This window comes from Shinella sp. GW821-FHT11G07, from assembly GCF_058808115.1.
Genome location: NZ_JBXARJ010000008.1, coordinates 1 through 14642 on the forward strand (window position 1 = coordinate 1; position 14642 = coordinate 14642).

The window sequence follows — 14642 nt, forward strand, 5'->3', positions numbered from 1 at the left end:
TCTTCATCAAAATCTCCTCATGCATATTGCCGAGAAAATTCTACTTTTGAACCCGATTAGTGCGCGGGAGGATTACCAGAAGGCTACCCGCAGGCGGGGAGATTGCTTATCACGTCTGTACTTTCTTCAGCGCCGCCGTCCCAAACCTTCACCCAGCTGATGTTGGCGGAGAATAGAATTCGTCGTCGGTCCGTTGTAGCAAAAAGGAGTGCACCATGCCCGCCTATATGATTGGCTACGACCCCCGGACGGCCAAGAACTACGACGCGCTGACCCAGCAGTTGAGCGAATGGAACTGTGTCCGGCCCTTGGAATCGCTGTGGTTTGGAAACCTGAATGGCGATGCCCTGACAATCCGCGAGAGGCTCAGGGCCCTGATCGGCGGTAATGACGGACTTTTCGTCTGCGAGATCAAGCCTTCGAGCGATTGGGCTGGTGTGAAACTGCATGAAGCCGTCACCGCCTGGGTCCGCGCAAACATCGGGCAATAATCCCTACCTCGGTACTTCCGAAGTATAAGATCGGTGACTTGCCGTTTGTCCTGCGGGCTGGCATCTGTTCGGCATTTGCACCGGGAAGGCGGCCAGGCCGTCTAAGTCGATATCCTTGCCTGATAGCGCGAGCGTTCGACAGACCCGGCCTTCCCAATCTCAACAGGGGACGGGACCCTCACCCGTTACGACCATAGCCCTACGTCTCCTCGCCGCCGCTATAGGCGAACCCTAATCTCGTTCGGGTTGACAAGCGCGGAGGCCATCCAACCGGCCGGCCGGATAGCCCGGACTTGAGTTGCGTGCCGCCTGGGTAAGTCGTTGGCCGAAATGCAGGAATGTTTTCAGGTCGCGACCACGCATGCAAACCGGATGGTGCAGCCATTTTTTAATCCAGCGGCAAAGCGTTCGTTTCATTCATTGCTTTTTCTTGGGAGATCGGCGGTTTCGCTGCTGTATTGCACGACTCCAGTCCCAACTGCGGGCCGTGATCTCAGCATATATGAGGAGTGCTTGAGATTTCACCCCACCAATTTCACCAGAGGAACAAGACCATGACCGAACGCAAATTTCCCAACCCGAAATTGAAGCCTCGATCGAGTAAACACCGGAGCTGCCATTGCTGTCATCACTGCTACCGGCCGAGATCCCTCGACGTTGACGCGCGACGAAATGGAAACTTTCGTCAAGTCGATCGATCTGGCACCCGAGGAATTCCGCAGCAGCGGCGAGCTGGAAACCCACCAAATGGTCTCCGTCGACCGGTAATCGCATCATCCAGACGCTCAACGACAATAAATGCCATGTGCACTCAAATACATCATTCCCTGCCTCCAGGCGTACTTCGCTGCGCTGGACCCCATTGAACTCAAGGTCGTCGCCCAAGTGGCGACCTCGGTTCTCTTCACCGCGAAGACAATCCCGGAATGACAGACCGGCTATAGCCGGTAGCACCAAACAGGAAAATTGGAGAAAGATCATGAACGGACCGTCTCCAGCCGGGAACGATGCTATGCTCAAAGACCCAAGCCCCGAGCACTGGGCTGCCTGGGCGAAGTGCCGCGACCTTGGCACGCAGCTCTCGCAGGCTTTACAGGAAACTGGCGACAAAAATCACGCGTTCGTGCGGCCCGCATGCGCTCCTACGCAATCCTCTTCGGGTCTCTGGAACGCGACAACACATCGGCATCAGGCTTCGTTGGCACCACCGTCGACCGGGTAGAGCGCTGAGCAACCGGCTTTCCGTCGGGCTTGACGACCGGAACGCACAGACTGACAAGAACCCTGCATGGCGCACATCTCCCCGGCGTCGAGCAGGCGCCCTTTCTGGTTTGAGAACATAGCCACCACTTCATCTCCTAAAATCAAAGCCCTGCACCTTGAATTGGGCCAATGGCCCCATCCGAGGCGGACACGCCAAGTAAGCCTCCTTTTATTTTAGGTGGCAGCGGCTTCTTCGAACTATGTTGCGCCGCCTCCGACAACGTGGTGCGCAAAACAAACCGAAGAGGCATCAGCCAGTTTCCCGTCAGAGCGCGAACAACTTCTTGCTATCTAATCTGAGTTAGAAAGAGAACACACAACAGAACCGCTTCAAAGTAGCAACATCGGCTCGACCCCCAAAAATTACTTTTATCTGCGGTCGAGAGTTGCTATTCATCACAGCCAAAGCCGCCGTTGTGGGAGCATTGATTTGACCATAAGACTCTTCGACAAGAAAATTGCAGAATTCGACGCCGAGTTTGAACGGTGGCTCTTGAAGAACCCTACTGGAAAGTTCTCCACGTTCTCCGTGAGCGTTCTCCGCGATAACTTGATAAAGGGGCGATCTCACGCGACGCTTGGTAGAAACCTAAAGAATGGGAATGACTGGAAAGCTGACGGTGTGAGCAACACCCAACTCATCTACGACCTCGGCGACATCACGTCCCAAACCAAGATATGCGACTATGGGTGCGGTAGTCTTCGGGTCGGGGTGCATGTGATGGAGCGGCAGGCGAGCGGCAACTATTTCGGGATAGACCCATCGGACTATCTGATAGCCGAAGGAATTGAGTTGGTGGGGCCTGAACTCATCCAACAGAAGAACCCCGTCATCGGCACGATAGAAGACAAACTCCTTGACGTGATTCATGCCGCAGTCGATGTGACTTTCAGTTTCAACGTTGCCTCACATATCCACCCGGACGAACAGGATAGCTACATCGAGAATCTGAAAGCAATTTGCCACAAACCTGGCGCACGGTTGCTACTAAACGTCACCACCCATTCTGAACCTGTCCGATTTCAGACGTCCGGCTGGGCGTGGACAATCGAGCACTATGTACGCTGGCTGGCTCCTATGACGCTCACCAACACAGTCTACTATGGTTCAACTGATAAGGATGGCATTTTAATCGACGGCAATCGGCTCACATTCCAGAGATGCTAGGAAAGTCACGGAAATACGTAAAAGATAAGGCATAAATATTAATTTTGGAAATACTTCGTGCGACGGTTATATTCTAAACCCCTGCTCATTCAAAATGATTAGGTGGAAATCAGACTGAGAATACCTTCAAGTAAATATTCTGCGTTCAAAACTTGACCGCGATACGCATTGCTTGACCATCTGGCGGCACAGACCACCTGAAATGGCTGCCGATGTCACCCCATCACCAATTGTGCTGCATAGGACAGTATCACCAGCAGTCCCCGGAAGGCGAAGCCCACGAATTATTACTTTTCGTGGGCGATGATGACCATAGGGTCGGCGTTTTGCATATATTGCTCGAAAAGGTAGTCAAAACCACGGATTTCTGCTGCCTTGCGGAAGTCTACGCGGTGCAGCCGGCTGGAGGCCTAGAAGAGCGAGGTGGAATTGTCGACACGGCGGGGCAGCACCACGAGAATCCTCAGCACGATGGAAAAGACCAACGCAAGGGCGGGAAGGCCGAAAAAGATGTCCGAGGTCCAGTCGCCCTCGGCATGGCACGACCCGTTGCTCGGCTTTCCGCAGAGGTGACGAGGAGAGCCGGCATGAAGGTGAAGATATAGGCGGCCTTCTGGCCGAAAAGCTTCACCTGGTCGTAGAAGGCATCGTTGACGCAGCGGATATGGTCGAAATGTTCGAGCGCGGCGCCGTCCCGACTGCCGAGTGCCGGATCGAGGATTACCCCCATTCCTCTGCCTTTGCCATGCTCCCGTCCTTTTCCTTTCTTCCCTTGGTAGCGAAGCGCTTCCGGAAAGCAACATTAGCGGTGCCGGCCGCTTGACTTTTTCAGGGGGATGACACGTGCATGGAGACATGCGCAACGTCCTGTCTTCCTTCGGCGAGACTCCATCCGCCCCTCGGCCTGTTCGTCTGGGAGCCGCCGCATGACCCTCGCCTTCCCCCATCCCGGTCTATGGTCCCGGCGTTCGCGGCGGCTGGCGGCCCTTACCTTCGCGGTCACCGTTCTGGTTTCGGGCCTGGCACAATTCCCGGCCTGGTCGCTCGCCGATCTGCGTGCCTTCGACTATCTCTCCACGATCGACGATCCCCGACCGCCCGCCGACGGCCCTGTTGTCGTGGCAATCGATGAGCCGTCGCTGGCCGATATCAATGCGCAATGGCCCTGGCCGCGCGAATTGCACGCCCGGCTGGTCGAAAGCCTGCGCAAGGCCGGTGCCAAGGCGATTGGCCTCGATATCATCTTCGCGGAACCCTCCAACCCGGCCTCCGACGATGCGCTGGCCAGGGTGCTCGGGTCGGATGTCGTGCTTGCGGGCGACGAGAGCCTGATCGTCACGCCGCAGGCCGATCAGCTTCTGCGCACCACGCCGCTGCCGGCCTTCACCGAGGCCGGCGCGGTGACGGGCATTGCCTCCATTGCGCTCGGCGGTGACGGGGTTTTCCGCGATCTGCCGGGCTATGATGACGGCTTCGCCATGGCGCTCGCCCGCATTGTTGGGAAAGAGACAGTGCCGCCGGCTGATAAACTGCTGCAATCCTTCGGCCCATCGCGCAGCTATCCGACGGTTTCCTATTATCAGGCGCTCGATCCGGAAAACATGTTGCCGAAGGACACGTTCAAGGGACGGGTGGTGATCGTCGGCCTCAGCCTGCAGAACGCGCCGGCCCTCAATTCCGGCGGGGCGGATGCCTTTGCGACGTCCTACACCCTTCATACCGGCCAACTCGTGCCCGGCGCAGAGATCCAGGCGACGATTTTCGACAATCTGACGTCGGATGTCGCGATTACGCGCGCCGGCACGCCCGTCGCCATCGGTGCCGTTGCGCTTGCGGCCCTGCTTTCTGCCGCCATTGTACGCAACGCGACCCGCTGGGAGACTATTGCGCTTGGCCTTTTTGCGGTGGTGGCGATCGGTCTTGTCAGTTTTGCGCTCATTCGCACGGCGAATGTCTTTGTTTCACCGATCGGTCCGACGATCGCCCTGCTGCTGGTCGCGGCCGGCCAGACGGCGCTCGACTATGCGGAAGAACGGCGACGGCGGCGCGAGATCGTGCGCGCCTTCTCGCAATACCTTTCCCCTGCCCTCGTGGAACGTCTGGCGCGCGATCCATCGCAGTTGAAGCTTGGCGGTGAGCGCCGAACGCTCTCGATTCTTTTCTGCGACGTGCGCGGCTTCACCACCATCGCCGAGGCGTTGAAAGACGATCCGGAGCAATTGACCGCCCTGATCAACCGGTTGCTGACGCCGCTCTCCGACATCGTGCTCAAACATGGCGGCACGATCGACAAATATATCGGCGACTGCCTGATGGCCTTTTGGAACGCACCGCTCGACGATCCGGAACACGCCCATCATTCCGTCGCCGCCGCGCTAGACATGCTGGATGCCATGGCGGCACTCAATGCTGAACTGCGCGCTGAAGCGACCGCCAGCGGCACTGTCTACCATCCGCTGCGAATCGGCATCGGCATCAACACGGGGGATTGCGTGGTCGGCAACATGGGCTCCCTGCAGCGATTCGATTATTCCGTGCTGGGCGACGCGGTGAACCTCGCCTCACGCCTCGAGGGCGCTTCGAAGCTGTATGGCGTGCCGCTCTTGATCGGCGAGCAGACGGCGCGGTTTGCCGAGGCGGATTTCGCGGTGCTGGAACTGGATCGCATCACGGTGAAAGGCCGCACGACGGCGGCGCCCGTCTACACCGTCGTGCGCAGCCTGCCGGAGGAAATCAAGACGCTGCATGCTCGACTCGTAGAAGACATATATGTGGGCCGCCTTACAGCCAACGAAACTGCCTTTGGCAACCTAGCGCGGCAAAATCCCGCACTCGCTGCCTACTACGAAACAGTGCGGACCGATAGCTCGCGGGCGGAGCATAAGAATCTTTAACATCGGATACATTTAGCGATTTTCGATATTTCCCGATTTTTGGAAAAATCGCGGGGTTTTCCGGGGGAAATCATCAACTAAAGTAATTTTTTAAACAAAAAAGTATAAAAATTCACTAGTTATTACTGGATACATAATTGATTTATTTATCCATCCCCTCTAGATATGCACATCTTCATAATTTCGAGGGTGAAATGAACTTCACAAAGTCTATTGGCGGATCTTTTAAGAAAATTCATTATGATCACAATCTAAATATATATCGTATATTGCTTTCCGGTGGAGAAGTATTAGATATCGATTCCCCTTATCAAAATGCGTTTTCAACCTTTTACAGTGGCTGGATTTATGATGGCCCAGGATTTCCGTCTACAATTAACGCGACAGATTTCCTAACGGGAATGGGACCGAGTGTTTTCACCCCATCGAACCTTTCACTGTACAATGACGATTCTGCAGCAAGTAGCCTTGATTGGTCATTTTTCGAGCAAATTAAGAGCCTTCGGGATTCTTATGCGCCCGGGGTATCTTGGAAGATTTCGGTTTACGGCGCTGGCGGTGACGACAAGATCATAACTGGTTCCACGAAGGATTGGGCTTATGGCGGTGACCATTCCGATACGATCCACACGGGCTCCAACAATGATTTCCTGTTCGGTGGAACTGGCGCCGACATTCTGACCGGCGGGGCAGGAAATGACAGCTTCGTATTTAATACCGCGCTCGGCTCGTCAAATATCGATTTCATTTCGGATTTCAACAACGGTAACGACACTATCCGACTGGACAATGTTGTCTTCAAAGCCCTCGGCGCGAGCGGCGCGCTGAATGCGGATGCTTTCCTGTCATCGGCCAACGGCATAGTGGCGGCCGACAGCGAAGACCGTATCATCTACAACAAGAGTTCTGGTTTGCTTCTCTACGATGCCGACGGCGTGGGCGGGAGCGGCCCGATGGCATTTGCCAAACTCCAGAGCGGCCTCAATCTCACCGCGTCAGACTTCCTCATTATCTGAACCGCGTAAAAACGAGACGTTGCTCTATACGATGAGCATCGCCTCGTATCCGCCTTTGACCCACCGAATGGGTAAAGGCTGCGCATGCACCACGCGAGCCCCTTCTTGCGCCGGAAGCTTGGAACAAAACCATTCGTACAGAACGGTTTTCCGCCGGCGCGTGACGTCAGGCGGACTGCTTCGGGTGAGTCGGTGCGAATTCAGCGACGAGTTCGTGTTTTTCGCCGGGATAGGTCAGGCGGACGTGGGTGATGTAGACGCCGCCGCTCCAGGTTCGGCGTTCGACGACGAGACAGGGTGTGCCGGGCGCGATCGCCAGGAAACCGGCGGTGCGGCTATCGGCACCGACCGCGCGGATGCGGTGTTCGGCAGCACTCCAGGGAACGCGGCTCATCAGCCAGGCGCCGGGGGCGATCGCGTCGAACGATTCGTCCGTGACCTCGGGCACCGCGGCGAGGTTGATCAGGCGATCCTCCAGGCAGAACGGCTGGGAGCCGGCAAAATGCAGCGCCGAAATCTCCGCCAGCCGCGCCGATTCACCAAGCTCCATGAGGCGCCGGTCGGCGGCCTTGGCCGGGCGATCGACGCGTGTGCGGCGCTCGTAGCGATACGGCAGGCCGAGCGATTCGACTTCCAGGCGGATGTCATGGATTTCCAGCACCGCGGATTGGGCATGCGGGTGGGTGACGTAGCTGCCGGACTTGCGGCGGCGCTCGATGAGGCCGCGCTTGACCAGGTCGATAATCGCCTTGTTCACCGTCATGCGCGAGCATTGGTACTGCTCGGTCAATTCGTGCTCGAAGGGAATGCGGTAGCCGGGCGGCCATTCGCCCGACAGAATCTTGCCCTCCACCTCTTCGAGGATGCGGCGGTGCAGCGAGGGCTCCTTTGCATCGGGGCGCGTCTTGTCCTCTTCGGTGGAAATGGTCGCCTCCGCTGCTGCCGGGCGCAGATTCGCCCGGGCTTTAAAATGTCATAGGAAAGGCCGAAAAGCCTTTCAATACATCCTCAGGCTTCGGCAAGCGCCCGCATTGTCCTGGTGAAGCGTTGGCCTATCGCCTCACGCGTCACGTGACGCCCGCCCTCGACCTGCTTGCGGCCATTGACCCAGACGCAATCGACCTCGGCACCATTGGCAAAGATCCAGCCGTCGAGCAGCATGTCGCCGGCAAGGTCGAGGCCGTGACGGGCCTTGACGCTGACGAAGTCCGCGGCGCGTCCCGCAGCAAGTCCGGCTTCGACGCCGAGTGCTGCCGCGCCGCCGGCAACCGCGCCGTCGAACAGCGCCCGGCCAGTGGAACCACCGGGTGCGGCCAGCACATTGCGGGCGCGATGGGCGAGCCGCTCAGAATATTCGAGCTGGCGCAACTCGTCCGGCAGGCCGATCAGCACGTTGAAATCCGAACCGACACCGAAGCGGCCATCGGCGACAAAGAACTCCGCCGGGAACGTGCCGTCCCCGAGATTGGCTTCGGTGATCGGGCAAAGACCGGCAACGGCACCGGCTTCGGCCATGCCGCGCGTCTCGGCGTCCGTCATGTGCGTTGCATGGATGAAGCACCAGCGGCCATCCACCTTTTGATTGTCGAGTAGCCACTCCACCGGGCGGCGACCGGACCAGGCGATGCTGTCCTCGACCTCCTTCACCTGTTCGGCGATGTGGATATGGATCGGCTTGTCGCCAGCCATGGCAACGACGGCGGAAAGCTCGTCCGGCGTAACGGCACGCAGACTGTGCGGGGCGACACCGGTGATCCCTTCGGGCAGAGCGTCGGTGAGCGCACGGCAGCGCTCCAAGAGGGCCGCGTAGGAATCCCGATCGTTGATGAAGCGGCGCTGCCCCTCGCCCGGCGCGGTGCCGCCAAAGCCCGCATGGGCATAGAAGACGGGCAGCAAGGTGAGCGCGATGCCGGTCTCGGAGGCAGCCGACGCGATGCGCGCGGCCATCTCTGCGATGTCGGCATAGTGCCCGCCGTCCTTGTCGTGGTGCAGGTAGTGGAATTCGCCGACGCGGGTAAAGCCGGCCTCCAGCATTTCGACATAGAGCTGGGCGGCGACGGCCTCGACATCGTCCGGCGTCATGGAAAGCGCGAAGCGATACATGACGTTGCGCCAGCTCCAGAAGCTGTCGTTCCCCGGCCCGCGGGTTTCGGCCAGGCCCGCCATGCCGCGCTGGAAGGCGTGGCTGTGCAGGTTCGGCATGCCAGCGACGATCGTGTCGTGGCGCTCATCGCCGGGTGCGGCGGCAACGCCCGTTTCGACCTCGGCAATGCGACCGCTCTCGATGCGAATGCGGACATTGCTCGCCCAGCCGCCCGTCAGCAGCCCCTGCCTTGCATGAATGACGCCCACGGCGTGTCTCCTCTCCCGGTGTGCCTGTTCGACGCCGAATTTCAAAATGGCTCTTGCGTCGATTGCGATTATGTATATACATTATATTCATCGCAGGGAAGAGGCAATCACCATGGTGGCAACGGAAAAGGACACGGTCCGCGTCTGGCGCAATGCGCGACTGGCGACGCTCAAGGAAAGCCTGCCGGGGCTCGGCATCGTGGAAAATGGCGCCATTGCCGTGCGCGACGGCCGCATCGCCTTTGCCGGTCCTGAAGCCGATCTGCCGGCCGAATTCTCCGCTGCGGAAACGACCGATTGCGAAGGCCGCTGGATCACGCCGGGCCTTATCGACTGCCATACCCATCTCGTGCATGCCGGCGACCGCGCCCACGAATTCGAGCTTCGCCTTGCCGGCGCCTCCTATGAGGAAATTGCGCGGGCCGGTGGCGGCATTGTTTCGTCCGTCAAGGCGCTGCGTGCGGCAAGCGAAGACGACCTCGTGCGCCAGACCCTGCCCCGCCTCGATGCGCTGATCGCCGAGGGCGTGACGACCGTGGAGCTGAAATCCGGCTACGGCCTCGACACCGAAAACGAGATGAAGTCGCTGCGTGCTGCCCGCCGTGTCGGCGAAGAGCGCGACGTCACCGTGCGCACCACCTTCCTCGGCGCCCATGCGCTGCCGTCGGAAATGAACGGCGACAAGACCGCCTATGTCGACAAGGTCGTGAACGAGATGCTGCCGGCCATCGCAGCCGAGGGGCTTGCCGATGCCGTCGACGGGTTCTGCGAGGGCATCGCCTTTTCTACCGACGAGATGGCAAGGGTCTTTGACGCCGCCACGGCGCATGGCCTGCCAGTGAAGCTTCATGCCGACCAGCTTTCCAACCTACACGGCGCGGCACTCGCTGCCTCCTATGGTGCGCTGTCAGCCGACCACCTCGAATATACCGACGATGCGGGCGCGGCCGCCATGGCCAAGGCCGGCACCGTCGCCGTCATCCTGCCGGGCGCCTTCTATTTCATCCGCGAAACGAAGAAGCCGCCGGTCGATCTCTTCCGCAAGCACGGCGTGAAAATGGCCGTTGCCACCGATAGCAATCCCGGCACCTCGCCGCTCACCTCTCTGCTTCTGACCATGAACATGGCTGCAACCCTCTTCGGCATGACCGTCGAGGAATGCATTGCCGGCACGACGCGCGAGGCTGCGCGCGCGCTGGGCCTGGTCGATGAAGTGGGGACGCTCGAAGCCGGAAAATGGGCCGATTTCGTCCTCTGGGACATCGGCCGGCCGGCGGAACTGGTCTATCGCATGGGCTTCAACCCCATGTTTGCCCGTATCCGCAGCGGACACTGAACACGTCCCGCCGCAAAGCCCAACGTGCTTTGCCGGATGTGCTCGAATTCGATCTTTGCGCAGCCGCGTGCTGCATCGGGAAATCAATCATGACGATCACCCTTCACCCGGGCTCCGTACCTCTCAAGACCCTTGAAACCATCTACTGGACCGGAGAGGCGACCAAGCTCGACGCGTCCTTCGATGCCGGCATCCAGAAGGCTGCCGCCCGCATCGCGGAAATCGCCGCCGGCGACGAACCGGTCTACGGCATCAATACCGGCTTCGGTAAACTCGCCTCGATCAAGATCGCCTCCGCCGACGTGGCGACGCTTCAGCGCAACCTGATCCTGTCGCATTGCTGCGGCGTCGGCAAACCGCTTGCCGAAAACATCGTGCGCCTGATCATCGCTCTGAAGCTGATCTCGCTCGGCCGCGGCGCTTCCGGCGTGCGCATCGAGATCGTGCGCCTCCTCGAAGCCATGCAGGCGAAGGGCGTTATCCCGGTCATTCCGGAACAGGGTTCCGTTGGCGCCTCCGGCGACCTCGCGCCGCTCGCCCATATGACGGCGGTGATGCTCGGTGAAGGCGAAGCCTTCTATGCCGGCGAACGGCTGCGCGGCGGTGAAGCGCTCGCCAAGGCCGGCCTTGCGCCCGTCGTGCTCGCCGCCAAGGAAGGCCTTGCCCTCATCAATGGCACGCAGGTTTCGACCGCTCTGGCGCTCGCCGGCCTCTTCCGCGCCCACCGTGCGGCACAGGCAGCACTCGCCACTGGTGCGCTTTCCACCGATGCGGCCATGGGCTCGTCTGCGCCCTTCCATCCGGATATCCATACGCTGCGCGGCCACAAGGGCCAGATCGATGCGGCGGCCTCGCTGCGCGCCCTGCTTGCCGGTTCCGTCATCCGCGAAAGCCACATCACCGGCGACGAGCGCGTGCAGGATCCTTACTGCATCCGCTGCCAGCCGCAGGTCGATGGCGCCTGCCTCGATGTCCTGCGCACCGCCGCCCACACGCTCGAAATCGAAGCCAATGCCGTGACCGATAACCCGCTCGTCCTGTCGGACAACAGCGTCGTTTCCGGTGGCAACTTCCACGCCGAGCCTGTCGCCTTCGCCGCCGACCAGATCGCCATTGCGGTCTGCGAGATCGGTGCGATTTCCCAGCGGCGCATCGCGCTTCTGGTCGATCCCGCCCTCTCCTTCGGCCTTCCGGCCTTTCTCGCCAAGAAGCCCGGCCTCAACTCCGGCCTGATGATCGCGGAAGTCACCTCGGCCGCGCTGATGAGCGAGAACAAGCAGATGGCGCATCCGGCCTCGGTCGATTCGACGCCGACCTCCGCCAACCAGGAAGACCACGTCTCCATGGCCTGCCATGGTGCGCGCCGCCTGCTGCGCATGACGGAAAACCTGTTCGCCATTATCGGCATCGAGGCGTTGACGGCCGCGCAAGGCATCGATTTCCGTGCCCCGCTCACCACCAGCCCGGAGCTGCAGAAGGTCGTGGCAGCGCTGCGCACCGTCGTGGCAACGCTGGAGGAAGACCGCTACATGGCGCCGGATCTTGCCGCCGCCAGCACCTTCGTCTCCTCGGGCGCGCTCGCTGCTTCCGTAACGAAGGGCATCCTGCCGGTGCTGGAGGCGTAAGATGGCGCTGTTCGAACTTCACCAGGGCACCTCGCCCGTCATCCTCGCCTTCCCCCATACCGGCACGGATGTCCCGGCCGATATCTGGGAGCGCCTCAACGGCAACGGCCGCATCCTCGCCGATACGGACTGGCATATCGAGCGTCTCTATGACGGTCTTCTGCCTGATGTCACGACGGTGCGCGCCACGTTCCACCGCTATGTCATCGACGCCAACCGCGATCCGGCCGGCGTCAGCCTCTATCCCGGCCAGAACACGACGGGCCTCGTTCCGGAGACGGATTTCGACGGCAAGGCGATCTGGAAGGACGGCGAAGCGCCGACCGAGGCGGACATCGCCTATCGGCTGGCCAATTTCCACGCACCCTATCACGCGGCCCTTGCCGCCGAGATCGAGCGCGTCAAGGCGATCCACGGCGTGGCGATCCTCTATGATTGCCACTCGATCCGCTCGCTGATCCCCTTCCTGTTCGAAGGCCGGCTGCCGGATTTCAACGTCGGCACCGACATGGGCCGCACCTGCGACAAGGCCATCGAAACGGCCACGTTCGAGGTCTGCGCCGCAGCCGAGGGCTATACCAGCATCCTCAACGGCCGCTTCAAGGGTGGCTGGACAACACGCCACTACGGCAAGCCGGAAACCGGCGTGCACGCCATCCAGATGGAACTGGCACAAGTCAGCCATCTCGCCACGGAAGTCCCGCCCTTCGATCTCGACGAGGAGAAGGCCGCACGGCTCCGCATACCCCTGAAAGACATCCTGACCCGTCTCGAGGCGCTTGCCTCCACCCTTCCACGCTGATCCGGGAGAACCAGCCAATGACCACCAATCCCCGCCACAACATCCGCGAAGTACGCGCTGCCCGCGGCACCGAACTCACCGCCAAGAGCTGGATGACGGAAGCGCCGCTGCGCATGCTGATGAACAATCTCGACCCCGATGTTGCGGAAAACCCGCATGAACTGGTCGTCTACGGCGGCATCGGCCGCGCCGCCCGCACCTGGGCCGATTTCGACAAGATCGTCGCCTCGTTGCGCGATCTCGAAGAGAACGAGACGCTGATCGTGCAGTCCGGCAAGCCGGTCGGCATTTTCCGCACGCACAAGGATGCGCCGCGCGTGCTGATCGCCAACTCCAACCTCGTGCCGCACTGGGCGACGTGGGACCACTTCAACGAACTGGATAAGAAGGGCCTTGCCATGTATGGCCAGATGACGGCCGGTTCGTGGATCTATATCGGCAGCCAGGGCATCGTTCAGGGCACCTACGAGACCTTCGTGGAAGCCGGCCGCCAGCACTATAATGGCGACCTCAAGGGCAAGTGGGTTCTGACCGGCGGCCTCGGCGGCATGGGCGGCGCCCAGCCGCTCGCCGCCGTCATGGCCGGCGCGTCGTGCCTTGCCGTTGAGTGCAACCCCGACTCGATCGATTTCCGCCTGCGCACCCGCTATATCGACGAAAAGGCCGAAACGCTCGACGAGGCGCTCGCGATGATCGACCGCTGGACGAAGGCCGGTGAGGCCAAGTCCGTCGGCCTGCTCGGCAACGCCGCCGAAATCCTGCCGGAAATGGTCCGCCGCGGCATCCGCCCGGACATGGTCACCGACCAGACCTCTGCCCACGACCCGATCAACGGCTACCTGCCGAAGGGCTGGACGATGGCCGAATGGAAGGCCAAGCGCGAAAGCGACCCGAAGGCCGTCGAAAAGGCCGCCCGCGCCTCGATGCGCGAGCATGTCGAAGCGATGATCGCCTTCCAGGACATGGGCATCCCGACCTTCGACTACGGCAACAACATCCGCCAGGTCGCCAAGGAAGAAGGCCTCGAAAACGCCTTCGCCTTCCCGGGCTTCGTGCCGGCCTATATCCGCCCGCTGTTCTGCCGCGGCATCGGCCCGTTCCGCTGGGCGGCCCTTTCCGGCGATCCGGAGGACATCCGCAGGACCGACGCAAAGGTCAAGGAACTGCTGCCGGACAACAAGCACCTGCACAACTGGCTCGACATGGCCGCCGAGCGTATCGCCTTCCAGGGCCTGCCGGCGCGCATCTGCTGGGTCGGTCTCGGGGATCGTCATCGCCTCGGCCTCGCCTTCAACGAGATGGTCAAGAACGGCGAACTGAGCGCGCCCATCGTCATCGGTCGTGACCATCTCGACTCGGGTTCCGTCGCCTCGCCGAACCGCGAAACGGAATCGATGAAGGACGGCTCCGACGCCGTGTCCGACTGGCCGCTGCTCAACGCGCTGCTCAACACTGCCTCGGGTGCCACCTGGGTGTCGCTCCATCACGGCGGCGGCGTCGGCATGGGCTTCTCGCAGCATTCGGGCGTCGTCATCTGCGCCGACGGCACGGATGCGGCAGCCGAGCGCCTTAGCCGCGTGCTGTGGAACGACCCGGCGACGGGCGTCATGCGCCACGCCGATGCCGGCTACGACATCGCTATCGATTGCGCCAAGGAAAAGGGCCTGCGCCTGCCCGGCATCCTCGGCAACTGAG

General features: G+C 60.8%; 12 protein-coding genes. 8 read left to right on the top strand and 4 right to left on the bottom strand.

Features of this window, described 5'->3' with window-relative positions:
• Positions 1-215 precede the first annotated feature (215 nt).
• Positions 216-491 (top strand): hypothetical protein, encoded by a 276-nt coding sequence (locus AC1RT2_RS16330; protein ID WP_493103527.1) that lies wholly within the window; start codon positions 216-218, stop codon positions 489-491.
• A 417-nt stretch (positions 492-908) separates the two neighbouring features.
• On the opposite strand, the gene AC1RT2_RS16335 is transcribed toward AC1RT2_RS16330, so the two are convergent.
• Positions 909-1472 carry a hypothetical protein gene (locus tag AC1RT2_RS16335; protein ID WP_493103529.1) on the bottom strand — a complete coding sequence of 188 codons (564 nt, stop codon included), beginning with the start codon at positions 1470-1472 and terminating at the stop codon, positions 909-911.
• A 712-nt stretch (positions 1473-2184) separates the two neighbouring features.
• Here AC1RT2_RS16335 and AC1RT2_RS16340 point away from each other — a divergent pair.
• Entirely contained in the window at positions 2185-2922 is a 738-nt protein-coding gene (locus AC1RT2_RS16340; protein WP_493103531.1) for a class I SAM-dependent methyltransferase, read from the top strand.
• 463 nt (positions 2923-3385) lie between these two features.
• Here AC1RT2_RS16340 and AC1RT2_RS16345 read toward each other — a convergent pair whose 3' ends face one another.
• A complete protein-coding gene (locus AC1RT2_RS16345) occupies positions 3386-3652 on the bottom strand; it encodes a hypothetical protein (protein ID WP_493103533.1) in 267 nt (88 codons plus the stop codon).
• 196 nt (positions 3653-3848) lie between these two features.
• On the opposite strand from AC1RT2_RS16345, the gene AC1RT2_RS16350 reads away from it, so the two are divergent.
• Together AC1RT2_RS16350 and AC1RT2_RS16355 are read left to right on the top strand one after the other, a co-directional pair.
• Positions 3849-5816, top strand: a complete 1968-nt coding sequence (locus AC1RT2_RS16350) for a CHASE2 domain-containing protein (protein WP_493103535.1) — start codon at positions 3849-3851, stop codon at positions 5814-5816.
• A 194-nt stretch (positions 5817-6010) separates the two neighbouring features.
• On the top strand, positions 6011-6832 hold the full coding sequence (locus AC1RT2_RS16355; protein WP_493103537.1) for a calcium-binding protein: 822 nt from the start codon (positions 6011-6013) through the stop codon (positions 6830-6832).
• Positions 6833-6998: 166 nt separating this feature from the next.
• Here AC1RT2_RS16355 and hutC read toward each other — a convergent pair whose 3' ends face one another.
• Together hutC and AC1RT2_RS16365 are read right to left on the bottom strand one after the other, a co-directional pair.
• Positions 6999-7685 carry a histidine utilization transcriptional repressor HutC gene (hutC, locus tag AC1RT2_RS16360; protein WP_493103539.1) on the bottom strand — a complete coding sequence of 229 codons (687 nt, stop codon included), beginning with the start codon at positions 7683-7685 and terminating at the stop codon, positions 6999-7001.
• 155 nt (positions 7686-7840) lie between these two features.
• Positions 7841-9184 carry a formimidoylglutamate deiminase gene (locus AC1RT2_RS16365; protein WP_493103541.1) on the bottom strand — a complete coding sequence of 448 codons (1344 nt, stop codon included), beginning with the start codon at positions 9182-9184 and terminating at the stop codon, positions 7841-7843.
• A 112-nt stretch (positions 9185-9296) separates the two neighbouring features.
• Between AC1RT2_RS16365 and hutI the strand changes: the two genes are divergently transcribed.
• The 4 genes from hutI (at position 9297) to hutU (ending at position 14641) form a co-directional block, all read left to right on the top strand.
• Positions 9297-10520: an imidazolonepropionase gene (hutI, locus tag AC1RT2_RS16370; protein WP_493103543.1), complete on the top strand. Its 1224-nt coding sequence runs from the start codon at positions 9297-9299 to the stop codon at positions 10518-10520.
• A gap of 89 nt (positions 10521-10609) precedes the next feature.
• On the top strand, positions 10610-12145 hold the full coding sequence (gene hutH / locus AC1RT2_RS16375; protein ID WP_493103546.1) for a histidine ammonia-lyase: 1536 nt from the start codon (positions 10610-10612) through the stop codon (positions 12143-12145).
• Between the two features lies 1 nt (position 12146).
• A complete protein-coding gene (hutG, locus tag AC1RT2_RS16380) occupies positions 12147-12947 on the top strand; it encodes an N-formylglutamate deformylase (protein WP_493103548.1) in 801 nt (266 codons plus the stop codon).
• 17 nt (positions 12948-12964) lie between these two features.
• Complete coding sequence (gene hutU, locus AC1RT2_RS16385) at positions 12965-14641, top strand: urocanate hydratase (protein ID WP_493103550.1); 1677 nt, start codon at positions 12965-12967, stop codon at positions 14639-14641.
• Position 14642: the final 1 nt, after the last annotated feature.

Bases quoted from the DNA above. Each gene is read 5' to 3' on its own strand.
- AC1RT2_RS16345 (WP_493103533.1), bottom strand. From the start codon at position 3,652: ATGGGGGTAATCCTCGATCCGGCACTCGGCAGTCGGGACGGCGCCGCG.
- AC1RT2_RS16350 (WP_493103535.1), top strand. From the start codon at position 3,849: ATGACCCTCGCCTTCCCCCATCCCGGTCTATGGTCCCGGCGTTCGCGG.
- hutG (WP_493103548.1), top strand. From the start codon at position 12,147: ATGGCGCTGTTCGAACTTCACCAGGGCACCTCGCCCGTCATCCTCGCC.
- hutI (WP_493103543.1), top strand. From the start codon at position 9,297: ATGGTGGCAACGGAAAAGGACACGGTCCGCGTCTGGCGCAATGCGCGA.
- AC1RT2_RS16355 (WP_493103537.1), top strand. From the start codon at position 6,011: ATGAACTTCACAAAGTCTATTGGCGGATCTTTTAAGAAAATTCATTAT.
- AC1RT2_RS16330 (WP_493103527.1), top strand. From the start codon at position 216: ATGCCCGCCTATATGATTGGCTACGACCCCCGGACGGCCAAGAACTAC.
- AC1RT2_RS16335 (WP_493103529.1), bottom strand. From the start codon at position 1,472: ATGATCTTTCTCCAATTTTCCTGTTTGGTGCTACCGGCTATAGCCGGT.
- hutH (WP_493103546.1), top strand. From the start codon at position 10,610: ATGACGATCACCCTTCACCCGGGCTCCGTACCTCTCAAGACCCTTGAA.
- hutU (WP_493103550.1), top strand. From the start codon at position 12,965: ATGACCACCAATCCCCGCCACAACATCCGCGAAGTACGCGCTGCCCGC.